Origin of the sequence: Nonomuraea sp. NPDC059023 (genome assembly GCF_042740095.1) — a bacterium.
Taxonomy (GTDB): Bacteria; Actinomycetota; Actinomycetes; order Streptosporangiales; family Streptosporangiaceae; genus Nonomuraea.
Window position 1 is genome coordinate 299508 of the sequence record NZ_JBHYIO010000004.1, and the last position, 23139, is coordinate 322646.

19 protein-coding genes and 1 riboswitch are annotated in these 23139 nt (G+C 70.2%); of the genes, 12 read left to right on the plus strand and 7 right to left on the minus strand.

Annotated elements, in window-relative coordinates; translation table 11 throughout:
- Positions 1 to 15 precede the first annotated feature (15 nt).
- Positions 16 to 217: riboswitch (cobalamin riboswitch) on the plus strand.
- Between the two features lie 112 nt (positions 218 to 329).
- From ACFWYW_RS09565 to ACFWYW_RS09575, 3 genes are read left to right on the plus strand one after another with little or no spacing between them, the layout of a single operon-like run.
- A complete protein-coding gene (locus ACFWYW_RS09565) occupies positions 330 to 2492 on the plus strand; it encodes a ribonucleoside-diphosphate reductase subunit alpha (RefSeq protein WP_379621546.1) in 2163 nt (720 codons plus the stop codon).
- A gap of 38 nt (positions 2493 to 2530) precedes the next feature.
- Positions 2531 to 3487, plus strand: a complete 957-nt coding sequence (locus ACFWYW_RS09570) for a ribonucleotide-diphosphate reductase subunit beta (protein ID WP_379621544.1) — start codon at positions 2531 to 2533, stop codon at positions 3485 to 3487.
- 54 nt (positions 3488 to 3541) lie between these two features.
- A complete protein-coding gene (locus ACFWYW_RS09575; protein ID WP_379621542.1) occupies positions 3542 to 4606 on the plus strand; it encodes a mechanosensitive ion channel family protein in 1065 nt (354 codons plus the stop codon).
- Between the two features lie 80 nt (positions 4607 to 4686).
- On the opposite strand, the gene ACFWYW_RS09580 is transcribed toward ACFWYW_RS09575, so the two are convergent.
- Both ACFWYW_RS09580 and ACFWYW_RS09585 read right to left on the minus strand, forming a co-directional pair.
- The gene (locus ACFWYW_RS09580; RefSeq protein ID WP_379621540.1) at positions 4687 to 5523 is read right to left on the minus strand and encodes a cytochrome c biogenesis CcdA family protein; all 837 of its coding nucleotides are present in this window, start codon (positions 5521 to 5523) and stop codon (positions 4687 to 4689) included.
- Positions 5520 to 6290 (minus strand): DsbA family protein, encoded by a 771-nt coding sequence (locus tag ACFWYW_RS09585; RefSeq protein WP_379621538.1) that lies wholly within the window; start codon positions 6288 to 6290, stop codon positions 5520 to 5522. Before ACFWYW_RS09585 ends, ACFWYW_RS09580 begins: the two co-directional genes overlap by 4 nt.
- A 112-nt stretch (positions 6291 to 6402) precedes the next feature.
- Between ACFWYW_RS09585 and ACFWYW_RS09590 the strand changes: the two genes are divergently transcribed.
- A complete protein-coding gene (locus tag ACFWYW_RS09590; protein WP_379621536.1) occupies positions 6403 to 7194 on the plus strand; it encodes an alpha/beta fold hydrolase in 792 nt (263 codons plus the stop codon).
- A 148-nt stretch (positions 7195 to 7342) separates the two neighbouring features.
- Complete coding sequence (locus tag ACFWYW_RS09595) at positions 7343 to 7951, plus strand: helix-turn-helix domain-containing protein (RefSeq protein WP_379621534.1); 609 nt, start codon at positions 7343 to 7345, stop codon at positions 7949 to 7951.
- Here ACFWYW_RS09595 and ACFWYW_RS09600 read toward each other — a convergent pair.
- The gene (locus ACFWYW_RS09600) at positions 7905 to 8687 is read right to left on the minus strand and encodes a DeoR/GlpR family DNA-binding transcription regulator (protein WP_379621532.1); all 783 of its coding nucleotides are present in this window, start codon (positions 8685 to 8687) and stop codon (positions 7905 to 7907) included. The two genes, ACFWYW_RS09595 and ACFWYW_RS09600, sit on opposite strands and share 47 nt — an antisense overlap.
- A gap of 48 nt (positions 8688 to 8735) precedes the next feature.
- Here ACFWYW_RS09600 and ACFWYW_RS09605 point away from each other — a divergent pair, with 48 nt between their 5' ends.
- The 7 genes from ACFWYW_RS09605 to ACFWYW_RS09635 all read left to right on the plus strand — a co-directional run bounded on the left by ACFWYW_RS09605 (position 8736) and on the right by ACFWYW_RS09635 (position 18554).
- Complete coding sequence (locus ACFWYW_RS09605) at positions 8736 to 10664, plus strand: DUF5107 domain-containing protein (RefSeq protein WP_379621530.1); 1929 nt, start codon at positions 8736 to 8738, stop codon at positions 10662 to 10664.
- A 186-nt stretch (positions 10665 to 10850) separates the two neighbouring features.
- The gene (locus ACFWYW_RS09610; RefSeq protein ID WP_379621528.1) at positions 10851 to 12167 is read left to right on the plus strand and encodes an ABC transporter substrate-binding protein; all 1317 of its coding nucleotides are present in this window, start codon (positions 10851 to 10853) and stop codon (positions 12165 to 12167) included.
- Between the two features lie 14 nt (positions 12168 to 12181).
- A complete protein-coding gene (locus tag ACFWYW_RS09615) occupies positions 12182 to 13108 on the plus strand; it encodes a carbohydrate ABC transporter permease (protein ID WP_379621526.1) in 927 nt (308 codons plus the stop codon).
- Positions 13105 to 13920, plus strand: a complete 816-nt coding sequence (locus tag ACFWYW_RS09620) for a carbohydrate ABC transporter permease (RefSeq protein WP_379621524.1) — start codon at positions 13105 to 13107, stop codon at positions 13918 to 13920. Before ACFWYW_RS09615 ends, ACFWYW_RS09620 begins: the two co-directional genes overlap by 4 nt.
- Before the next feature lie 13 nt (positions 13921 to 13933).
- Positions 13934 to 15562 carry a right-handed parallel beta-helix repeat-containing protein gene (locus ACFWYW_RS09625; protein ID WP_379621522.1) on the plus strand — a complete coding sequence of 543 codons (1629 nt, stop codon included), beginning with the start codon at positions 13934 to 13936 and terminating at the stop codon, positions 15560 to 15562.
- Between the two features lie 26 nt (positions 15563 to 15588).
- On the plus strand, positions 15589 to 17607 hold the full coding sequence (locus tag ACFWYW_RS09630) for a DUF5107 domain-containing protein (RefSeq protein WP_379621520.1): 2019 nt from the start codon (positions 15589 to 15591) through the stop codon (positions 17605 to 17607).
- A complete protein-coding gene (locus ACFWYW_RS09635) occupies positions 17604 to 18554 on the plus strand; it encodes a Gfo/Idh/MocA family protein (RefSeq protein ID WP_379621518.1) in 951 nt (316 codons plus the stop codon). The genes ACFWYW_RS09630 and ACFWYW_RS09635 overlap by 4 nt, the downstream gene beginning before the upstream one ends.
- Here the strand turns inward: ACFWYW_RS09635 and ACFWYW_RS09640 are convergent.
- The 4 genes from ACFWYW_RS09640 to ACFWYW_RS09655 form a co-directional block, all read right to left on the minus strand.
- Positions 18508 to 19506, minus strand: coding sequence for a hypothetical protein (locus tag ACFWYW_RS09640; RefSeq protein WP_379640950.1), 999 nt, complete (start codon positions 19504 to 19506; stop codon positions 18508 to 18510). The two genes, ACFWYW_RS09635 and ACFWYW_RS09640, sit on opposite strands and share 47 nt — an antisense overlap.
- 122 nt (positions 19507 to 19628) lie before the next feature.
- On the minus strand, positions 19629 to 21251 hold the full coding sequence (locus ACFWYW_RS09645; RefSeq protein WP_379640951.1) for a substrate-binding domain-containing protein: 1623 nt from the start codon (positions 21249 to 21251) through the stop codon (positions 19629 to 19631).
- A 13-nt stretch (positions 21252 to 21264) separates the two neighbouring features.
- Positions 21265 to 22164 carry a carbohydrate ABC transporter permease gene (locus tag ACFWYW_RS09650; RefSeq protein WP_379623740.1) on the minus strand — a complete coding sequence of 300 codons (900 nt, stop codon included), beginning with the start codon at positions 22162 to 22164 and terminating at the stop codon, positions 21265 to 21267.
- On the minus strand, positions 22161 to 23132 hold the full coding sequence (locus tag ACFWYW_RS09655; protein ID WP_379623738.1) for an ABC transporter permease: 972 nt from the start codon (positions 23130 to 23132) through the stop codon (positions 22161 to 22163). Before ACFWYW_RS09655 ends, ACFWYW_RS09650 begins: the two co-directional genes overlap by 4 nt.
- Positions 23133 to 23139 lie beyond the last annotated feature (7 nt).

Consider the following 23139-nt stretch of genomic DNA (forward strand, 5'->3'; position numbering starts at 1 on the left):
CGGCCACTAGATGTAGGATCCTGCACTGTCGCTGGTTCGCCTCCCCGGAGGCGGAGCAAAAGGGAACCTGGTGCGATTCCAGGGCTGCCCCGCAGCGGTAAGCGGGAACGACCGCCGTCATGAGCACTGGACCCAGGTCCGGGAAGCGACGGCCAGTAGGACTCACGCGTTGAGACGCCCGCGAGCCCGAAGACCTGCCAGCGGTTGTCTTGTCCATTGGGCCTCGAGGGAGGGCCCGGGGGCTGCGCGGCCGGGGGATCTCCGTGCTTGCCGCGTGCGCTCTCGCGTGCCTTCGCAGGGGGAAAGCTCGCTCGCGAGGAGTGTTGCACGTGACGCAGATCGTTGAGATGGATCGGCGGCTGGCCATCGAGGAGGCGGCGGCGCGCGTGATCGCCGACCCGGCCAACTCCCGGGTCGCCGCGCGGCTGCTGGCCGAAGAGATCGCCGACGAGGCGGCCGGCCACGGTGTCCGCTCGTTCTCGGACTCCATCGCCGCCACGCACGCGGCCGGGCTGATCCAGGACGCGCTCGCCGACTTCGTCCGGCGAAATCGTGAACAGCTGGACGCGCTCATCGACGCCGACGCCGACGAGCGGTTCGAGTACTTCGGCCTGCGCACGGTCTACGACCGCTACCTGCTGCGCCACCCCGAGAGCCGCAAGGTGCTGGAGCGCCCGCAGCACTTCATGCTCCGCGTCGCCTGCGGCCTGTCCCAGACGGTCGGCGAGGCCGCCGAGCTGTACGCGTTGATGTCGACTTTGTCCTATCTGCCGTCTTCTCCCACGTTGTTCAACTCCGGCGCCCGCCGGCCGCAGCTGTCGTCGTGCTTCCTGCTGGACTCGCCCCGGGACGAGCTGGAGTCCATCTACGACCGGTACGGGCAGGTCGCCCGCCTGTCCAAGTACGCCGGTGGCATCGGCATCTCCTGGACCCGGGTCCGCTCGCGCGGATCGCTCATCAAGGGCACGAACGGGCACTCCAACGGCATCGTGCCGTGGCTGCGCACGCTGGACTCCTCCGTCGCCGCCGTCAACCAGGGCGGCCGGCGCAAGGGCGCGGCCTGCGTCTACCTGGAGACCTGGCACGCCGACATCGAGGAGTTCCTGGAGCTGCGGGAGAACACCGGTGAGGACGCCCGTCGTACCCACAACCTGAACCTCGCCAACTGGGTGCCGGACGAGTTCATGCGCCGCGTGGAGTCCGACGGCATGTGGTCGCTGTTCGACCCCAAGACGGTCCCGCACCTCACCGACCTGTACGGCGACGCCTTCGACACCGCCTACCGCGCCGCCGAGGAGCAGGGCCTGTACACGCGGCAGATCCCGGCCCGCACCCTGTACGGCCGGATGATGCGCACGCTCGCCCAGACCGGCAACGGCTGGATGACCTTCAAGGACGCCGCCAACCGCGTCTCCAACCAGACGGCCAGGCCGGAGAACGTCATCCACCTGTCCAACCTGTGCACCGAGATCCTGGAGGTGACCAGCGACGGCGAGACCGCGGTCTGCAACCTCGGGTCGGTCAACCTGGCCGCCCACGTCACCGGCACCGGCCTGGACTGGGAACGGCTGGCCGGCACCGTCCGCACCGCGGTGCGCTTCCTCGACCGCACCATCGACCTGGGCTTCTACCCGACGCCCGAGGCCGAGAAGGCGAACAAGCGGTGGCGGCCGATCGGGCTCGGCGTCATGGGCCTGGCCGACGTGTTCTTCGCGCTGCGGCTGCCGTTCGACTCGCCCGAGGCGCTGGCGCTGTCCACCAGGATCGCCGAGGAGATCGCCCTCGCCGCCTACGCCACCTCCTCCGACCTGGCCGTCGAGCGGGGCAGGCACCCGTCCTACGACGACACCCGCGCCGCCCAGGGCGTGCTGCACCCCGACCACTACGGCGTCGGCGCCTCCGAGCGCTGGGACGCGCTGCGCGCCAGGATCGCCGAGACCGGGCTGCGCAACTCGCTCATGATCGCCATCGCGCCGACGGCGACGATCGCCTCCATCGCCGGGTGCTACGAGTGCATCGAGCCGCAGGTGTCCAACGTGTTCAAGCGCGAGACGCTGTCGGGTGAGTTCCTGCAGGTCAACCGGTATCTGGTGCGTGACCTTCAGGAGCGCGGGCTGTGGACGCAGGACATGCGCGACGCCATCAAGCGCGCCGACGGCTCCGTCCAGGACATCCCCGGCATCCCGGATGAGCTGAAGGTGCTCTACCGCACCGCGTGGGAGCTGCCGCAGAAGGCGCTGATCGACCTGGCCGCGGCGCGCACGCCGTACATCGACCAGTCGCAGTCGCTGAACCTGTTCATGGCCACGCCCACCATCGGCAAGCTCTCCTCGATGTACGCCTATGCCTGGAAGAAGGGCATCAAGACCACCTATTACCTGCGCTCACGACCGGCCACCCGGATCGCGCAGACCACCGTTCAGACGACCCCCGTCCAGGAAGCGGTCGCCTGCTCCCTGGAGAACCCCGAGTACTGCGAGGCGTGCCAGTAATGCTGCTAGACCCCGGAATGGACCTGACGCTCCGTCCGATGCGCTACCCCGACTTCTACGAGCGCTACCGGGCGGCCATCCGCAACACGTGGACGGTCGAGGAGGTGGACCTGCACTCCGACCTGGCCGACCTGGCCAAGATGTCGCCGCAGGAACGCCACCTGATCAACCGCCTGGTCGCCTTCTTCGCCACCGGCGACTCCATCGTGGCCAACAACCTGGTCCTCAACCTGTACCAGCACGTCAACGCCCCCGAGGCGCGCCTCTACCTGTCGAGGCAACTCTTCGAGGAGGCGGTGCACGTGCAGTTCTACCTGACGCTGCTCGACACCTACCTGCCCGACCCGGACGAGCGGGTCAAGGCGTTCGCCGCGGTGGACAACATCCCCTCCATCCGCGACAAGGCCGAGTTCTGCTTCCGGTGGATCGACTCGCTGTCCAGCCTGCAGCGGCTGGAGACGCGGGAGGACCGGCGGACCTTCCTGCTCAACCTGATCTGCTTCGCCGCCTGCATCGAGGGCCTGTTCTTCTACGGCGCGTTCGCCTACGTGTACTGGTTCCGCTCCCGCGGCCTGTTCGGCGGCCTGGCCACCGGCACCAACTGGGTCTTCCGCGACGAGTCGATGCACATGGAGTTCGCCTTCAGCGTCGTGGACACCGTACGCGCCGAGGAGCCGGACCTGTTCGACGACGAGCTGGGCGAGCAGGTCACCCAGATGATCGAGGAGGCGGTCGCGGCCGAACTGGCCTTCGCCCGCGACCTGTGCGGCGACGGCATCGGCGGCATGAACGTCGATCACATGCGCGAGTACCTGGAGTACGTGGCCGACCAGCGGCTGTCCAGGCTCGGCCTGAAGAAGAAGTACGGCGCCGCCAACCCGTTCGCGTTCATGGAGCTCCAGGACGTGCAGGAGCTCGCCAACTTCTTCGAGCGCAGGGTGTCGGCCTACCAGGTCGCGGTCGAGGGCAACGTGTCCTTTGACGAGTCCTTCTGAGATGTCCGGCACCATAGGGGGAGTGTGATTTTTCGCGACAGGTGAGGAGTGACTGTGTCGACCTGGGCGATCCTGGCCCTCTCGGTGGCAGGGGCGATCATCGTCGTGGAGGTGGCCCGCAGGCTGCTGTCCAGGGCGGGCGCCAAGTGGGGCCTGGCCAGGCATCTTGTCGAGCACTGCACCTGGGCGGGCTTCGCCACGGCCGTGGTCATCGCGGCCAACGTGGTCTTCGTGCCCGCCATGTTCGGCGGGACGCCGCAGGAGCAGACCCTCGGCGAGGGCGTCGACCGGGTGCTCGGGCTGATCACGATCGCCTGCGTCACCTGGCTGATCGTCGGCGCCGCCTACGCCGTCACGGATGTCATCCTCGACCGTCTCGTGCTCGTCGAAGGCGACCGCAACCGCCGCGCCCGGCGGATCATGACGCAGATCGCGCTGGTCCGCCGGGTCGCCACCGCGGTCATCATCGTCGTCGCGCTCGGCGCGATGCTCTTCTCCTTCCCGCAGGTACGCGCGCTCGGCGCCGGTCTGCTCGCCTCGGCGGGCATCGCCGGCGCCATCGTCGGCATCGCCGCCCAGTCCACGATCGGCAACATGCTGGCCGGGCTGCAACTGGCCTTCAGCGACGCGCTGCGCCTGGACGACGTGGTCGTGGTCAACAACGAGTGGGGCCGCATCGAGGAGCTCACGCTCACCTACGTCGTCCTGCGGCTGTGGGACGAGCGGCGGCTGGTGCTGCCGGTCTCGTACTTCACCACGAACCCCTTCGAGAACTGGACCCGGCACGGCAGCCGCGTCCTGGCGGTGGTTCACCTGCGGGTGGACTGGGCGGTGCCGGTCGACGCCCTGCGCGAGGAGCTGTACCGCTTCATCCAGGAGAACCCGCTCTGGGACCAGAAGGACTGGACTCTCCAGGTGACCGACGTGCTGCCCAACGGCCTGGTGGAGCTGCGGGCGCTGATGAGCGCCGCCGACTCGGCCTCGGCGTGGGACCTCAAGTGTGACGTGCGCGAGCACCTGGTCGGGTACGTCCGCGAGAACCATCCCGAGTCGCTGCCGCGTTTCCGCGTGGACCTGCCGACCGGCCCCCAGCCCACATCCTGGTCAGCAGAAGCCTGAGCCGTCCCGGTCCCGGACCTGCTCCTGCTTCTGGACTTGCTCCTGGTCAGCCGCGGCCTGGTTGAGGCGTCCCCGTGCGGTCATCGGCGGGTGCGGGCAAGGCCCCAGACGGTGGCCGCGACGAGCGCCACCGCCCCGGCCCCGACCAGCGCCAGATCCGGTACGCCCGCCGCCCACGCGCCGACCCGGTCCTCGAAGCCCTCCGGCACCGGCCCGGCCAGAGCGGCGGTGCCGTCGGTCACCAGGAACACCACGCCGAGCGCCACGAAGACCAGCCCCGACAGCGTGGAGGTCGTGTGCAGGCGCACCGGGCCGATCCGCAGCCGGCCGATCACGACCGGCCCCAGCTCGACGCCGCGTCCGCGCAGCCACTGGCGCCGCCCCAGGTCGTAGCGCTCCCACAGCAGGGCGAGCAGCAGCAGCGGCGCCGCCATCCCCGCCGCGTACACCGCCAGCAGCACCGCGCCCCGCACCGCGTCACCCGAGGCCGCGGCTACGGTGAGCACCGCGCCCAGGATCGGGCCCGCGCAGAACCCGGCCAGCCCGGAAACCGCGCCCAGCCCCAGCACCGCCCAGGGCGAGTCGCCGCCCAGCCGGGCGCGCAACCGCTCCACCGGCCCGAGCGTCCAGCCCTGCCCGGCGATCTGCAGCACGCCGAACCCGATCAGCGCCCACCCCGCCACCGTGACCAGCAGCTCGCGGTGGCCGTAGAAGACCCGGCTGACCAGGGCCGAACCCATGCCCAGCGGGACCAGCACCGCGCACAGCCCGGCGTAGAACAACGCCGTCCTGCCCGCCAGCGCCCGGCCGGTCGGGAAGGCGTAGCAGAAGAAGGCCGGCAGGAGCATCGCGCCGCACGGGCTGACCAGCGAGAACAGGCCACCCAGGAACGCGGCGGCATAGCCGATCTCGGTCAACGCGCCCGCCTGGCCTTCTCGATCGCCTTCTCGAAGGCGGCGACCGGCTGGGCGCCGAACAGCAGTTCGCCGTTGATGAGGAAGGCGGGCGTGCCGGGCAGGCCGAGCTGGAGCGCGAACTCCAGGTCGGCCTGTACGGCCTGCCGTACCGAAGAATCCTTGCGGTCACGCTCGAAACGCGCGACGTCGAGCCCGGCCCGATCGGCGGCCTCGCGCAGACCGGCGTCGCTCAGCGCCACCTCGCCCGAGTAGAGCACGTCGTGGAACGGCCAGAAGCGGCCCTGGCGGGCGGCGGCCCGGCCGGCGTGCGCGGCGCGGGTGGAGTCGCGGCCCCTGATCGGGTAGTCGCGCCAGAAGACGCGGGCGATGCCGGTGTCCACGTATTTCGTCTTGAGTGCCGGGGCGATCTCGCGGGCGTAGCGGCGGCAGCTCGGGCACTTGAAGTCGCCGAACTCCTCGACCGCCACCAGCGCGCCCGGCCGGCCCAGCGACAGGCCCGCCTCGACGCCGGGCGCGGTCGGGCCCACCCAGGTGGGCACGCCCGACGCGGCAGGGGAGGGCGTGGCGGGGGAGGGCGTCGTGGGGGAGGGCGTGGTGGAGCTGGGGGAGGGAGCGGGGCCGGGCGTGGCGGGCTCGGCGGGTCCCGCGCTCGGACCGGGGTCACGGCGCAGCGCGGCCACTCCCAGAACGGTCAGCGCCGCCGCCCCCGCGAGTGCGCCTGCCAGCACCCGCCGCCGTGATCGCTCCCGGGGCAGGTCATCAGTCATCCCCTCCATCTTGGCATCCGATGAGCATGCCCTTGACGCGATATATCTTGACTCCCGTCCAAGACGAGATATATCGTCTCTCACGATACGCCGACAGAGTGGGTGGTCGCGCATGACAAAGCTCGCCTCAGCGGACGGGACGCTGATCAGCTACGAGAGCATCGGAACCGGACCCGGGATCGTCGTCCTGGGCGGCGGCCGGGTGGCGGGGCGCGGATACCGGGCGCTGGCCTGGTACCTGGCCGACTCCTTCACCGTGCACCTCCTGGACCGTGACACCCGCCTCGCCGGCTACAGCATCGACCGGGTCTGCGACGACGTCATCACGGTCATGGCGGAGACCGGGTCCACGCGGCTGTTCGGGCACAGCTCCGGCGGGCTGGTCGCGCTCGAGACCGCGCTGCGGCACCCGGTGGAGAAGCTGGCCGCCTACGAACCGGCCGTGAGCGTCAACGGCGGGCTGCCCCGGGACTGGCTGCCCGCCTTCGAACGGGCGCTCGCCGAAGGGCGCACGCTGGAGGCGCTCGCCCGGCAGATCAAGGGGCTGGAGGTGGCGGGGTCGTTCAGCCGGTTGCCGCTCTGGCTGATCCAGGCCATGATCGCGCTCACGCTGCGCGGCGAGCGCCGCCAGGGGTACGTGGACGTGCTGCCCAGGGTGCCGGCCGAGATGCGGGAGGTGCTGAGGCTCGACTCCGACGGCCTTCGCTACCGGGACACGGCCGCCGAGACCCTCCTGCTGACGGGTGAGCGCGGGCCCGCGTACCTGCTGAGTGCCGCGGCCGTCCTCAACGACGTCATCCCGGCCGCGCGGCTGGTCGAACTGCCCGGACTCACCCACGACGCGCCGAACGACAGCGCCCCGGCCCAGGTCGCCCACGCGATGCGGGGCTTCTTCGCCGCCTAGCCGTTCCGGCGACCGGGCCGGGCGGCGCGCGGGGGCGGCCGTCCGGCAACACCGGCCGTCCGGCAACACCGGCCGTCCGGCAACACCGGCCGTCCGGCAACACCGGTCGCCTGGCAACACCGGTTGCCGTATCCGGGACAATGGGGGCATGGAAGACGTCATCGCCCAGGTGGGGCCCCGGCTCAAGCGGCTGCGGACCGAGCGCGGGGTCACGCTCTCCGCGCTGGCCGAGGCCACGGGGATCTCCAAGAGCACGCTGTCCCGGCTGGAGTCCGGCCAGCGCCGGCCCAGCCTGGAGCTGCTGCTGCCGATCGCCCAGGCCCACCAGGTCCCGCTGGACGAACTGGTCGGCGCGCCCGAGGTGGGCGACCCCCGGGTCAGGGTGGTGGCGCGCACCGTCAACGGGCGTACCGTGCTGCCGCTGACCCGCCAGCCCGGCGGGCTGCAGGCGTACAAGATGGTGATCCCCGCCGACCAGTGCGTCCCGGAACCGCGCACGCACGAGGGCTACGAGTGGATGTACGTGCTGTCGGGACGGCTGCGCCTCGTGCTGGCCGACCACGACATCGTGCTCGGCTCGGGGGAGGCGGCCGAGTTCGACACCCGGCTGCCGCACTGGTTCGGCAGCGCGGGCGACGGGCCGGTGGAGATCCTCAGCCTGTTCGGCCGTCAGGGCGAGCGCATGCACGTACGCGCCAAGCCCACCGCGGTCACACCTGAACGATCCGCACCCCGGACTCCGCGAACCGGGCGGTGAGGTCGGCGGGCGCGGTCGAGTCGGTCACCAGGACGTCGATCTGCGCCAGCGGGCAGATGCGGGAGAAGGCCCGCTTGCCCAGCTTCGACCCGTCCGCGACGATGATCACCTGGCGGGCCTTGGCGGCCATGAGCTGGTTGATGGCGGCCTCACCCTCGTTGTGCGCGCTGGCGCCGTGGTCCACGTCGAGGGCGTCGACGCCGAGCACCGCCACGTCGAGGGCGATGCGCTCCAGCATGCCGGTGGCCACCGGGCCCACCAGCTCGTACGACTGGGCGCGGGCCGAGCCGCCGGTGGTGACCACGTGCAGATGGGGGCGTACGACCAGCTCGTGGGCGATGTTCAGGGCGTTGGTCACCACGGTCAGGGCCGGGCCGCGCTGGTCGCCGCCGAGGTCGCGGGTGGCCAGGGCGCGCGCCACCTCGGTCGTCGTGGTGCCGCCGTTGAGCCCGACCGTCGAGCCCTCCGGCACCAGGGCGGCGGCGGCCGAGCCGATGCGCTGCTTCTCCGGCGCGTGCTGGGCGACCTTGTAGCGCAGCGGCAGGTCGTAGGAGACGCTGTGCGCGATCGCGCCGCCGCGCGTCCTGGTCAGCAGTTGCTGTGCGGCCAGCTCGTCGAAGTCGCGCCTGATCGTCGCGGTCGACACCTCGAGCTTCTCGGCGGTCTCGACGACGTCCAGCTGCCCGGCCTCGGCGACCATCTCCAGCAGGACATTCCAGCGTTCGTACCGGTTCACCTGGCCAATCATGCAGTTAGTGCGCGATATGTGCAAAGATATGCTGAAATGCTGAGCATCTCCTCTGTCCGGCTCCCGGTTTCGCCGCTCGGTCCGGAGAACCCGCTGCCGCCGCTCCACACGCTGACCGACCCGCGTGGCGGTCTCGAGACGACCGCGGCCGACGCCGAGATGGCCGCTCAGCTGGCCTATGGGCATGCCGGGTCGCTGCTGCCGTACACCTTCCAGGACGGCTACGGGCGGGAGCGGGCCGAGCGGGAGCTGAAGACGGCGGTGCTCGAGAACGGCGTGCTGCGCGCGGAATTCCTGCTGGAGTACGGCGGGCGGCTGCGCTCCCTGATCCACCAGCCGACCGGCCGCGAGCTGCTGCACCGGCCGCCGCACCTGCAACTGGCCAACCTCGGCCTGCGCAACGCCTGGTTCGCCGGGGGAGTGGAGTGGAACCTCGGCACGTTCGGCCACACCGCGCTGGCCTGCGCGCCCCTGCACGCGGCCCGCGTGACCAGGCCGGACGGCGTGCCCGTGCTGCGCATGTACGAGTGGGAACGGCTGCGGCGCCTGGTCTACCAGATCGACGCGTGCCTGCCGCCCGGCTCGCCCGTGCTGCTCGTGCACGTGCGCGTGTACAACCCGTTCCCCGTGGACGCGCCGGTCTACTGGTGGTCGAACGCCGCCGTACCGCAGGCACCGGGCACGCGCGTGCTCGCCCCCGCGAGCCAGGCCTACCACTTCTCCTACGACGGCCGGCTGCGCCGTGTGCCGGTGCCGAGCTGGCAGGACTCCGACCAGTCGTACCCGGGCCGCAACGAGCAGGCCGCCGACTTCTTCTACGAACTGCCCGACGGCGAGCGCCGCTGGATCGCCGCCGTCGACGAGTCCGGCGCCGGGCTGGCGCAGGTTTCCACCGATCTGCTGCGCGGGCGCAAGCACTTCCGCTGGGGCGCCAGCCCCGCCGGGCGCAACTGGCAGGACTGGTTGTCCGGCCCCGACCGCCCCTACCTGGAGATCCAGGCCGGTCTGGCGCGTACGCAGCTCGAACACGTCCGCCTCGCGCCCCGCTCGGCCTTCTCCTGGACGGAGGCCTACGGGCTGGCCGAGGTCGAGGACGCGCACGGCGCGTGGGAGGGGGCCGCCGTCCGCGCGGGCGAGGCGGTCGAGCGGCTGATCCCCCGTGACCGGCTGGCGTCCGAGCACGAGCATGCGGTACGGCTGGCGGCAGCCGTACCGGAGGAGACGCTGCACGTCGGCAGCGGATGGGGCGCGCTCGAACGCCGGGCCCTCGCCAAGCGGCGCAGCCGGGCGCTGAACCTGCCCGCCACGCCGTTCGCCGACACCACGATCGGCCGCGACCAGCAGTCGTGGCTCTCGCTCGTGCGCAAGGGCTCCATCCCGCCCCCGGCCCCGGCGCTCCCGCCCTCCTCCTACACCGTCGGGCCCGAGTGGCGGGCGCTGCTGGAGGCGGCGGAGCCGACCTGGTTCACCCGGTTCCACCTGGGCGTGAACCTCTACCACGACGGCGACCACGACGGCGCGCGCGCCGCCTGGGAGGAGTCCTTGGCGTGCGCGCCCAACGCGTGGGCGCTGCGCAACCTGGCCGTCCTGGAGCAGGAGCCGGGCGCGGCGGCCGAGCTCTACCTGAAGGCGCACGCGCTCTCGCCGCGGCTGCGCCCGCTGACCATCGAGACGCTCGCCGCGCTGCTGGCCGGCGGCCGCCCCGCCGACGCGCTCGCGCTGATCGACAAGCTGGGCCCGGCCGACCGCTGGCACGGGCGCATCCGGCTGCTGGAGTGCCGGGCCGCCCTGGACGGTGGTGACCGGGCCAGGGCCCGGCGCATCCTCGACACCGGCCTGGTCGTCGACGACCTGCGCGAGGGCGAGGACTCGCTCGACGCCCTGTGGTGGGACTACCACGGGCAGCCGCACACGCACGCCTCGCGCCTGCCGTGCCGCTACGACTACAGCGTCAAGCAGTACTGACCGCCTGAGGTCTTTTAGCACCCCCAGTGCAGCTTTTCTCGCACTCCTTGCAGGAGTGTGCATCTTTATGCGCAAAAATCGTCGTTTAGTGCATGCTGTGATCAAAGCGTTGCATGTACTGCCTTGTTTGGCGCTTTGAGGCGGTTCTAGGGTGCCGCAACAGGTAATCGCGAAAGGTGAACCGATATGCGCGCACCCAGGGTCCTGGCGGCCGGTGTCGTGGCCGCCCTGGCGCTGACCGCCTGCGGCGGCGGCGACAAGAGCACCGGCGACAAGAGCACCGGCGACAAGAGCACCGCGGAGGAGAAGGGCGGCCAGTTCACCTACTGGTCGATGTGGAAGGAGAACGAGCCGCAGGCCAAGGTCATCAAGGCCGCGATCGACAAGTTCCAGGCGGAGACCGGCACCAAGGTCACGGTCGAGTGGCAGGGCCGCGACATCCGCACCAAGATCGGCCCGGCGATCGCCGCCAACAAGGCACCCGACCTGGTCGAGAACGGCTTCGACGTGATCAGCTCGCTGCTCGCCTCGACCGGCCAGGCCAGGGACCTCACCCCCGTCTACGACAGCGAGGTGCCCGGCGAGGGCAAGAAGGTCTCCGACGTCATCCCCGCCAAGTACCTGGACGCGATGCCGAAGGACCCCGACGGCGTCACCCGCTGGATCGTCCCCTACGTCCTGAACTCGGCCATGTTCTACTACAACAAGGCCGACGCCGACCTGGCCAAGACCCCCGCCACCTGGGACGACTTCGTCAAGCTCTGCGAGACCCTCAAGGCGAAGGACAAGGCGTGCGTCGCCTCCGACGGCGACAACACCTGGACCAACTTCCTGTTCATGGACTACCTGCTGGTCCGCGACAACGGCGCCGGAACCATGGGCAAGATCGTCAACGACAAGACCGGCGCCGCCTGGGACCAGCCGGGCGTGCTGGAGACGGCCAAGCGGATCGAGGCGTTCGTCAAGGCGGGCCACATCCTCAAGGGCTACGACGCCAGCAAGTACCCCGCGCAGCAGACCAACTGGGCGACCGGCAAGGCCGCCTTCCACCTCGACGGCACGTGGGTGCCCAGCGAGGCGCAGAAGAACCTGGCGAGCGGCTTCAAGGTCGGCGAGTTCGCGGTGCCCACGACCAAGGGCACTAACACCGAACTCGACATCATCCCGCTCGGCTTCGCCATCCCCAAACGGGCCAAGAACCCCGAGCCCGCCCAGAAGTTCATCGCCTACTTCCTGAAGAAGGACAACATCTCCGGCATCTCGACCGAGGCGAAGAACATCACCCCGCGCGCCGACGTGCCCGCCCCCGAGGAGCTGCTCGACGCGCAGAAGCTGCTCACCGACAGCCCGAGCCGCCTGCCCATCGACGGCGTCTCCGGCGACTACCTCGACAAGGCGCTCTTCCCCGCCTTCAGCGAGCTGTGGCTGGGCAAGGCCACGGCCGAGCAGTTCATCACCAAGGCCAAGGAAGGCCACCTCGCCTACTGGAAGGCCAACGGCTAGTGGCGGTCACCTCCATGGCCGCACCCCGGCGGGCCCGCGCGGCCCGCGGGGGCCCGCTGGAACGGCAGGCCAGCCGCCTGTTCTGGCCGTTCGTCGGCCCGGCGCTGGCCTTCTACGCCCTGCTGTTCCTGGCCCCGATCGCCTACGCCGCCTGGACGAGCCTGTACAAGTGGGACGGCATGGGCGCCATGCAGTGGCGCGGCCTGGGCAACTACCAGACGCTGCTTGACGACCAGGCCTTCCACTACTCGGTGACCAACACCGTGAAGATCCTGGTCGTGGGCGGTGTCGCCACCTTCGCGATCAGCTTCCTGCTCACGCTGGCGCTGCGCGAGATGGCCGGCAAGATGTTCGCCCGCTCGGTGCTCTTCTTCCCGTGCCTGGTCAACGCGCTGGTCTTCGGGATCGCGGCCGGGTTCCTGTTCGGGCCGACCGGGCCGGTCAACAAGATGCTGAACCTCCTCGGCATCGACGCGGTGCCCAAGTGGCTGTCGATCGACAACCTGCCCGCGATGATCATCGCCACCATCGTGTGGACGGCCACCGGCTACTACACCACCATCATCATGGCCGCCGTCGACCAGATCCCGACCTACCTGTACGAGGCCGCCGAGCTCGAAGGCGCCAACGCCTGGCAGCGCTTCCGTCACATCACGCTGCCGCTGTCGTGGGAGGTCGTCAGCGTCTGCGCGGTGCTCTGGACGGTCAGCTCGGTGAAGGTCTTCGAGATCGTGCTGCTGTTCGGCGGTGGCGCCACCGTCAGCAGCGCGCCCATCCAGACCTGGACCACGGCCATGTACGTCTACTACTCCGCCTTCCCCGGCAGCTCGGTGCCCAAGCTGGGCCTGGCCGCCGCGGCCGCCGTCGTCAGCCTGATCATGGTCGGCGTGTTCGTGCTGATCCTGCGGCGGATGATGCGCAGGGAGCGGGTGTCGATGTGAGGCGCATCGGACACACGATCGTCTGGCTCCTGGTCGTCGCCGACCTGGCGCTGCTGGCCTGGATCTTCGTCACCTCGCTGCGCGACACCCAGTCGATCTTCAACGAGCCGTTCGGGCTGCCGGTGCCGCCGCAGGGCGGCAACTGGGCCAAGGCCTGGGCCGACGGCGGCTTCAGCAGCGCCGCGATCAACAGCGTCGGGGTCGCCGCCGTCTCCTCGCTGATCGCCGTCGCGCTGGCCGCACCCGCCGCGTACGCGCTCGCGCGCCGCCGTACCAGGACCTCGAACGCGCTGACCATGACCTTCGCGCTCGGCCTCGGGGTGCCTGGGCAGGTGCTGCTGGTGCCCTTGTTCGTCGGGCTCGCCGCGGTCGAGCTGACCGACAGCTTCGTCGGGCTGACCGTCGTCTACATCGGCCTGGCCATGCCGTTCACCGTCTACCTGCTGACCGGGTTCTTCGCCGGCATCCCCGTGGTGCTGGAGGAGGCGGCGGCCATCGACGGGGCCTCCGGGCTGCGCGCCTTCGTCAAGGTCGTGCTGCCGGTCGCGCGGGGCGGGCTGATCACCGCGTTCCTGCTGCAGTTCATCGGCGCGTGGAACGAGACGTTGTTCGCGATCGCGCTCATGACCAGCGACGACAAGATCACGCTGCCGGTGGCGCTGGTCAACTTCGTCGGCCTCCAGCAGTACGCCGGGCGCGACTGGGGGACCATGTTCGCCGGCATCTGCATCATCCTCGCCCCCATGGTCGCGCTGTTCTCGTGGCTGGGCACCCGCATCATCCAGGGCATGACCGTTGGCATCGGGAAATAGGGAGATTTTTCGCGTGAAAGCTCTGCTTGTCGGTTTCGCGCTGGTCGGGCTCACCGCCACGCCCGCACTGGCCCAGCCCACCCCCAGCACGCCCGACCACCCCAGCACAATCGGCCAGGCCCCCAGCACAATCGACCAGGCCCCCAGCACCCCCGGCCAGGACCTCGGCACGCCCGACCAAAGCCCCGGCACGCCCGGCCAGGACCCCGGCATGGCCGGCCAAGGCCTGAGCGCGGCCGGGTTCGGTCACGGTCGCGCCGTTCACGTCGACTGCCAGTCGCGCAAGGCGCCCAAGGGCACCGTCGGCCGTCCGCTCAACTCTCTCGCCCAGGTCAACGCCCTCGCCCTGCGCCCCGGCGACCGCGTGTCGTTCAAGCGTGGCTCCACCTGCACCGGCGCCCTGGCCCCGCAGGGCTCGGGACGGGCCGGCGCGCCGATCCGCATCGACGCCTACGGCCGCGGCGCCAAGCCCCGCATCCAGGGCGGCGGCGCCGACGACGCGGTCAAGCTGCACAACCAGCAGCACTGGGAGATCGCCAACCTCGACGTCGCCAACACCGGCGCCACCGCGGGCAAGCGCCGCGGCGTGCGTATCAGTGCCCGCGACGCCGGTACCCTCCGGCACATCGTGCTGCGCGACCTCGACGTGCACGACGTCAACGGCGACGACTCCAAGGACGAGTACGGCTCGGCCGGCATCACCATGTGGGTCGAGGGCAACACCACCCCCACACTCTTCGACGACGTCCTGATCACCGGCAACACGGTCAAAAGCGTCGACCGCTCCGGCATCTTCCTCTTCTCCACCTGGAACCTCTCCGGCTGGGGCCGGGAGCCGGGCAACCGCCACGTTCCCTGGACCGGCGTGAAGGTCGAGCGCAACACCGTGACCGACGTCGGCGGCGACGGCATCGTGCTGGGCAGCGTCACCGGCGCCGTGGCCGAGCACAACCGCGTCCACGGCTTCCAGCGCCGCTCCCAGGGCTACAGCGTCGGGCTCTGGACGCACAACTCCGACAACGTGGTCATCCAGTTCAACGAGGTCAGCGGCGGCGAGACCACCCGCGACGGCATGAGCTTCGACGTGGACGAGAACGGCTTCGGCACCGTCTTCCAGTACAACCGCAGCCACGACAACCAGGGCGGCTTCCTGCTCCTGTGCAACGCCGCCGGAAAGATCAAGGACGCGGTCGTCCGCTACAACCTCAGCGTCAACGACCACTTCCGCGGCGTCGAGAACTGCAGCGGCGGCATCGAGAGCGCCGCGATCTACAACAACACGTTCGTGATCGGCGACGGCGTCACCCAGACCGTCATCAACGAGAACAACGCCAACCCGCGCAACGTCCTGTTCGCCAACAACATCGTCGTGACCAGGGGCACCGGCAAGGCCGTGTTCAACCTGCGCTCCGGCGGATACAAGCTGGAGAACAACCTCCTGAACGGCGTGGCCGTACCGGACGGCGCGATCGGCACCGTCACCGGCGACCCGCTCCTGACCGGCGAGGGCAAGCTCCAGCAGGGCTCGCCCGCGCTCCAGAAGGGCCGGGAGATCGCGGCCAACGGCGGCCGCGACCACTTCGGCAACCCGGTCACCTGCACGCCCGACATCGGCATGCACCAGCTCACGACCTGCAACTGACGATCCACCCACTCGGGGACCACCACATGACCAGCACCCTGCGCGGCGGCACGCTGCGCCTGCCCGCGACCGAGCCGCCCCGGCACGGCCCGCTGCCGATCCTGCACGGAACCCGGGTCAGGCCCGGCATCACCGGCGCCGATCCCGAGATGACCGCGCAGATCGGGTACGGCCAGCCGTACTCGCTGCTGCCGTACACGCCGCAGGACGGTTACTCGCGCGCCCGCCGCGAGCGCGAGCTGCCCGTGGTGGTCCTCGAGAACTCCCAGCTCACCGCCACTTTCCTGCCCGGGTACGGCGGCCGCCTGTGGTCGCTGGAGCACCGCCCGAGCGGCAGGGAACTGCTGCACCGCAACCCCATCCTCCAGCCCGCCAACCTGGCCCTGCGCGACGCCTGGCTGGCCGGTGGCGTCGAGTGGAACCTCGGCGCCACCGGCCACTGGCCCCTGACCTGTTCGCCTCTCCACGCCGTCCGCCTGACGAGGGCGGACGGGACGCCGATGTTGCGGTTGTACGAGTTCGAGCGGATGCGCCGCCTGCTGCTGCAGATCGACGCGTGGCTGCCCGAGGACTCCCCGGTGTTGTTCGTCCGGGTCACCATCCGCAACCCGGCGCCCGCCGAGGCGCCGGTCTACTGGTGGTCCAACATCGCCGTCCCCGAGGGGCCCGGCGTGCGGGTGGTGGCGCCCGCGGACCGGGCCCACCACTTCGACTACACCGCCGAGCTGCGCGTGGTCGGCTTCCCGGTGCTGGACGGCATCGACCGCAGCTACACCGACGAGGTACCGCGCTCGGCCGACTACTTCTTCGAGATCCCCCCGGCCGAGCGGCGCTGGATCGCCGCCCTCGACACCGAGGGCCGGGGCCTGGTCCAGACATCGACCGATCCGCTGCGCGGGCGCAAGCTGTTCCACTGGGGCACCGGTGCCGGAGGGCGGCGCTGGCAGGAGTGGCTGAGCGGGCCGGGCTCGCGTTACCTGGAGATCCAGGCGGGGCTGGCGCGTACCCAGTTGGAGCACGTGCCGATGCCGGGCAACACGTCGTGGTCCTGGGTCGAGGCGTACGGGCTCCTGGAAGCCGACCCCGACCGGGTGCACGGGTCGTGGGACGAGGCGCGTTCGGCGGTGTCGGAGGCGCTGGACCGGCTCGTTTCCCGGCAGACATTGGAAGAGCAGGCCGACGGCTTCTCCGGGGAGGCGGTACGGCTGGCCCACGGGTCCGGGTGGGCCGCGCTGGAGGCCGCCGCCGGGGCGCTGCCCGAGCTGGACGGCCTGCCGTACGGGGAGATGGGGGAGGAGCAGGCTCCTTGGGCCGAGCTGCTGGCGAGCGGGAGGCTGCCGGTCAGCGACCCGCCCGCGGCGCCGGTGACCGGGCCGAGGTGGCGCGCGCTGCTGGAGGCGCACCCCGCCGACTGGCACGCCCGCTACCATCTGGGCCTGGCCCGCTACGCCGACGGCGACACCGAGGGCGCCCGCACGGCGTGGAAGGAGTCCCTGGCCCTGGAGCGCACCCCGTGGACCCTGCGCTGCCTGGCCGAAAGCCTCCGCCTGGAAACCGACGGAAGCCTGCGGCACGAAACAGACGGGGGCCCGCGCCTGGAGACGGACGGTGTGCCATCCGAGAGGGACGGTGTGCGGTCTGAGGTGGCTGAGCTGCTGGCCGAGGCCTGTTCACTCGCGCCTCGGGTGCCGGAGCTCGCCGTCGAGACCCTGCGCGCGCTGCTCGCCGCCGGACGCCCGGCCGGTGCGCTGGCCCTCATCGACGCGCTCCCCGCCGAGCAGCGTTCCCGCGGCAGGGTCCAGCTGATCGAGACACAGGCCGCCCTCGACGCGGGCGACCTGGAACGTGCCGGGAACGTTCTCACCAGCGGCATCGAAGTGGACAACCTTCGCGAAGGTGAGATATCCCTGGACGCCGTCTGGTTCGCCTACCACGAGCGCCGCCTGTCCGGCACCGGCCCGGTCACGCCGGAGCTCGCCGAACGGGCACGCCGGGAGAACCCGCTGCCCAGCCGTTACGACTTCAGGATGCAGGTGTCCGAATGAGATGGGGTATCGCCGCCACCGGCGGAATCGCGCGAACCGTCGGCATGGTCATCGCCGCCGAGCCGGGCATGCGCGTGTCCGCCGTGGGCTCGCGTTCGAAGGAACGCGCCGCCGTCCTGGCCCAGGAGCTGGACGCGGAGCTCGCCTTCGGCTCCTACGCGGAGCTGTGCGCCGCCGACGAGGTGGACGCGGTCTTCGTCGCCACCCCGCACGCCCAGCATCTGGAGGTCGCCGCGGCGGCCATCGCCCACGGCAAGGCCGTGCTGTGCGAGAAGCCGCTCACCGCCCGCCTGGACGAGGCCGAGCGCATGGTCGCCCTCGCCCGCGAGGCCGGGGTGTTCCTGATGGAGGCCATGTGGATGCGGTTCAACCCGCTCATCCAGAAGATCGCCGCCGACGAGCGCTTCGGTGAGATCCGCGGGGTCCAGGCGGCGTTCGGCTTCCCGCAGCCCTACGACCCGGCCCACCGGCTCTGGGACCCGGCCCTGGGCGGCGGCGCCCTGCTCGACCTGGGCGTCTACCCGTTCGCGCTGGCCCAGTTGCTGCTCGGCACGCCGGTGGACATGCACGTGACCGGCTCGCTCGGCCCCTCCGGCGTGGACGCGGAGGCGGGCGTGCTGCTGGCCTACGAGGGCGGCCGCCGTGCGCTGCTGGACACCTCGCTGCTCAGCCCGCACCCCAACAGCGCCACGGTGATCGGCACCGAGATGCGCGCCGACATCCCCGCCGCCTTCTGGGCGCCCCGCCGTATCGTGCTGACCAGGCCGGGCGCCGAGCCGGAGGAGCACGTGCTGGACCCGGAGGAGAACGGCTACCGCGGCGAGGTCCGCGAGGTCGCCCGCGCCGTCGCGGACGGCCGCACCGAGAGCGCGATCATGCCGCTGGACGACAGCCTCGCCGTCATGCGCCAGCTGGAGGAGGCCCGGCGCCGTCTCGGCGCCCGATGATCCCCTCGGCCGCCCGCCGCAGCCTCGGCAGGAACGCGCGGACCTGGTCCGCGCGTTCCTGCAGCGACCCGATCCGCAGGTCGGCGAGCATCTCGTGGAAGCCGGGGGCGTCGCCGCCCAGGATGAGCAGGCTGCGCGCATAGGTCACGGCGATCCAGAACATCGCCTCGCGGTGCAGCCCGCGCTCGATCAGCTCCCGGCTGCCGTCCACCGCGATATGCCTGGCCTGCGGGGAGATGTCCGAGGCGAAGGCGTACGGCGATCCCTCCACCCGGGCCGCCTGGTCGAACACCCTGGTCATCGCCGCCAGGTGCCGCTCGACCCGGCCCGGTGGCAGGTGCTCGCTGCCCAGCAGCTCCAGCAGCCGCTCGTAGAGCGCGGCGCGGCCGTACGGCATGAGCATGATGCGCACCGCCGGATAGCGCAGCCGCACCGTCGGGTTGCGCAGCCCCGCCGTGAGCAGCACGTGCGTGGTGACGCCCGTCGCGAACAACAACCGCAACACCTTCATCGGGTACGGCTGCGCCTCCTCCATGGCCGCCAGCCCCTTGAGAATGCCGCTCTCCGCGTGCTCGCAGCGTTCGCGCACCCAGCGCGGCTCGGCCCAGGCGGGCTCCACGGCGGACTGCAGCTCGCGCAGCCGCCCGGTGGGGTCGGCCAGCACGTTGTCGTCCTTGAACGCCCCGGCCAGGTGGTAGTCGCCGAGGATCGCCGCGGCCGACGGAATCCGCTCCCACGTGAGGTAGGTGGCCTCCAGCAGGGCGCCCTCGAAGCGGAACTTGCCGAGCTTGCGCCGTTCCTCGGCGACGAGGACGAAGACGTCCACGTCCGAGGCGGGCGGCAGGTCGTCGTCGCGGGCGAGCCAGGTCGCCGACCCGCTGAGGAACGCTCCCTCGCACTCGATCCCCGCCACCCAGCGCGCCGCCGCCTGGCGCGCTTCTCGCACGTTCACGCGTGTTTCCTATTCGTCCAGGGACCGGGCACTCTACCGATTCGGCGGGGTTTGGGGGAGAGTTTCGGACGCCTGGATACGCGAGGGGCCGGTGTGGCATTCCACACCGGCCCCGGCGAAGATCAGCCCGCCTTGGCGATCGACTCCTCGAACTCCTTGCGGATCTTGTCGCCGCCGCCGCTCTTCCACTCCTCCACGACCGACTTGAAGTCCGTCAGCGGCCGGCGGCCGCTGACGGCGTCCTCGACGTACTCGTAGACCTTCGAGGTGAGCGACTGGCCCTTGTCGATGTTGGTCTCGGAGTAGTGGCCGAGGATCGGGCTCGGCTGGGAGATCTCCAGCAGCTGCTGCTGGGCGGTGTGGATGGCCTTGGTGGTCTCGTCCTTGCCCGGGTAGTAGAGGAACTCCGGCGACTGGGTCATGAACTTCAGCTGGTTGCTGAAGGCCAGCTGGGTCTCGCCCTCCTTGGTCTTGACCGGGGCGCCCTTCTCCATCTTGTGCTGGGTGCCGGCGACGCCGTAGTTGAGGAAGAACCACTCCTCGCTGCCGAACGGCGCGGCCAGGTAGTCCAGCACCTTGAGCAGCATCTTGGTCTTCTTCTCGTCGTTCTTGTTGCTGATGCCGGTGAAGCCGACCGAGCCCCTGGCCAGGTTGTGCACGCCCTTGCCGCCGTCGTGGCCGAAGGGAACGAACGTGGTCATCTCCCAGGCGGTGCCGTAACCCGGCTGGTTGGGGACGCCGACCCAGCCCGCGCCCGACAGGACCTGCGCGGCGACCGTGCCCTGCGCGACCTTCGACGCGATGTCGGTGATCTTCGGGTCCGGGTAGAAGACGCCGGCCTGGAACGCCTTGATCGCCATCTCGATGGCCGAGACGTACTCCTGCGTCTCGAACATGTGGGTGAGCTTGCCGCCCTCCAGCTTCCACACGTTGACGCCGCGGAAGATCTGGTTGAACTGGGCGACGGCGTTGACATAGGCGGGCTCCAGCGCCCAGCGTCCGGCCTTGGCGTCGGTGAGCTGCTTGAACTTCTCGATCAGCTCGTCGGGGGACTTGGCGGTGAAGCCGTCGACGGAGTCCCAGGACTTCTTGTTGCCGGCGTAGACCTGGCCGAAGAAGCTGTAGGGCACCGGGACGCCCCAGATCTTGCCGTTCATCACCGCGGCCTGCCAGGTCATCTCCTGGAAGTTGGCCAGGTTCGGGTACTCCTTGACCGCGTCACCCGAGACGAACGGCGTCAGGTCGACGAACATGGCCTCGGCCAGCTGGGCGACCTTGGTGATGCCCTGGTTGGGCGCCACCCACATGAGGTCCTTGATGTCGCCGCCCGCGACCGTCGTGTTGAACTTCGTGGGGTAACCCTCGTCGTTGCCGGTGTCGAGCTGGAAGGTCACCCCGAGGCGCTTGTTGACCTCCTGCCAGAAGGCGTTGGCGTCCATCTGGGGCACGATCGGGCCGTCGTAGTAGGTCAGGCCGGTGATCGTGGAGCCGTCGCCCGGCACCGCCTTGACCGTCTTGACCGGGCTGGACGGGAACTTCAGGTAGCCCGGGTCCAGACCTTGCGCGTTGCCGGGCAGGTCGGGGGCCGGGCCGGCGAACGGCACGTAGGCCGGCATCTTCAGCGGGCCGCCCGCGGCCCCCGCCTTGGAGCCCGCGGTGCCGCTACCCGAGGTGGAGCAGCCGGTGACCGCGACTGCCGCGGTCAGCCCTGCCAGGCCCAGGAAGGAACGCCGGTTCAGGTTCATGGTGCAGGCTCCTTTAGCCCTTGATGGCGCCCGTGAGGACACCCTTGACGAAGTACTTCTGGAGAAAGGGGTAGACGCAGACGATGGGGGTCACGGCGCAGACCAGGACCGCCATCTTGATCGCCTGGCCCGGAGGCAGGGAGGCGATGCCGAGGTCACCGGCGTTCATCTCGCCGGCCTCGATGATGTAGGAGCGCAGGACCATCTGCAGCGGGTACTTGTCCGGCTGGACGTAGATCATCGCGTTGAAGAAGGCGTTCCAGTAGCTGACGGCGTAGAAGAGGCCGACGACCGCCAGCACCGCCTTCGACAGCGGGAGGATCACCCTGCGCAGGATCGTCATGTCGGTGGCGCCGTCCATGCGGGCGGCGTCGAGCAGTTCGTTGGGCACGTTCATGAAGAACTGCCTGACCACGATCACGTTGAAGGCGTTGAGCATCACCGGCAGGACCAGCGCCGCGTAGGTGTCGAGCAGCCCGAGCTGCTTGACCATGAGGAAGCTCGGGATGATTCCGGGTGCGAACAGGAACGTTCCCAGCATCATCAACACGATCCAGCGGCTGCCGAACGAGCCGGGCCGGCTGGTGCCGTAGGCGATCATGATGGTGGCGAGCATGCTCAGCGTGGTGCCGATCACGGTCACGCCGATCGACACGATGGCGGCCTTGGTCACCACGCCGCCCGAGAGCAGGACCTGGTAGGCGTCCAGCGTCGGCGCGTCGGGGATGAGCACCCACCCGCCGCGCTCGCGCAGTTCGTCGGCGCCCGCCAGGCTGGTGCCGACGGCCAGGACAAAGGGGTAGAGCACGAGCACACAGATGATCGCCAGCGCGATGCCCTTGGTGGCGCGGCCGAGGACCGTGGGCCTTTCCATCCACGGCGGCATCGGCGGCAGGGCGAACGGATTCCTCATCGGCTGTAGACCCCCTGCTCTCCGAACCGGTGCGCCAGCTTGTTCGCGGCGATCATCATCGCGGCGGCGACGATGCCCTTCATCAGGCCGGCCGCGGTGCTCATCCCGAACTCACCGTTCATGAGCCCGTTCTGGAAGACGTAGGTGTCGATCACCTCCGAGGCGTTGGCCCCGACGAATTTTCGTTGCAGAAGGATCTGCTCGAAGCCGACCGAGAGGATGTCGCCCAGCCGCAGGATGAACAGCATGATCAGCACGGGCCTGATGCCGGGCAGCGTCACATGCCACAACCTGCGCCACCTGCCGCCGCCGTCCACGGCAGCCGCCTCGTAGAGGTTCTGGTCCACGGCGACCAGCGCGGCCAGGAACATGATCGTTCCCCACCCGCAGTCCTTCCAGATGACCTGGCTGGTCATCAGCAGGGAGAACGTGTCGGGGTTGTTCATGATGCTCAGGACGCCGATGTCGTTCTGGCGCAGGAACATGTTGACCGCGCCCGCGCCACCGAGCACCTGCTGGAACATCGCCACGACGATGACCCACGACATGAAGTGCGGCAGGTAGACGACCGTCTGCACGATGCGCTTGAGCCGGCTGCCCAGCAGGCTGTGCAGCAGCAGCGCCAGCCCCAGCGGGGCCGGGAAGAAGAGGACCAGCTGGAGCAGCGTGATCTCTACCGTGTTCCCGACCGCCTTCCAGAAGGCGTCGTCCGCGAGCATCGCGGTGAAGTTCTCCAGCCCGACGAACGCGCTGCCGGTGAACCCCAGGAAGGGCGAGTAGTTCTGGAACGCCACGACGTTGCCCAGCAGCGGGATGTAGAAGAACAACACGAACCACAGCGCACCCGGCAGGGCGAGGAAGAACAGGGTCTTGTCCCTACGCCAGCGCCCGGCGCGCTTCCCGCTCGCCTCGCCCTCGGTACGGCGTTGCCCCTGTGGGGGGCGCACTGCCGACTCGACCGTCGTCACGTCTCAC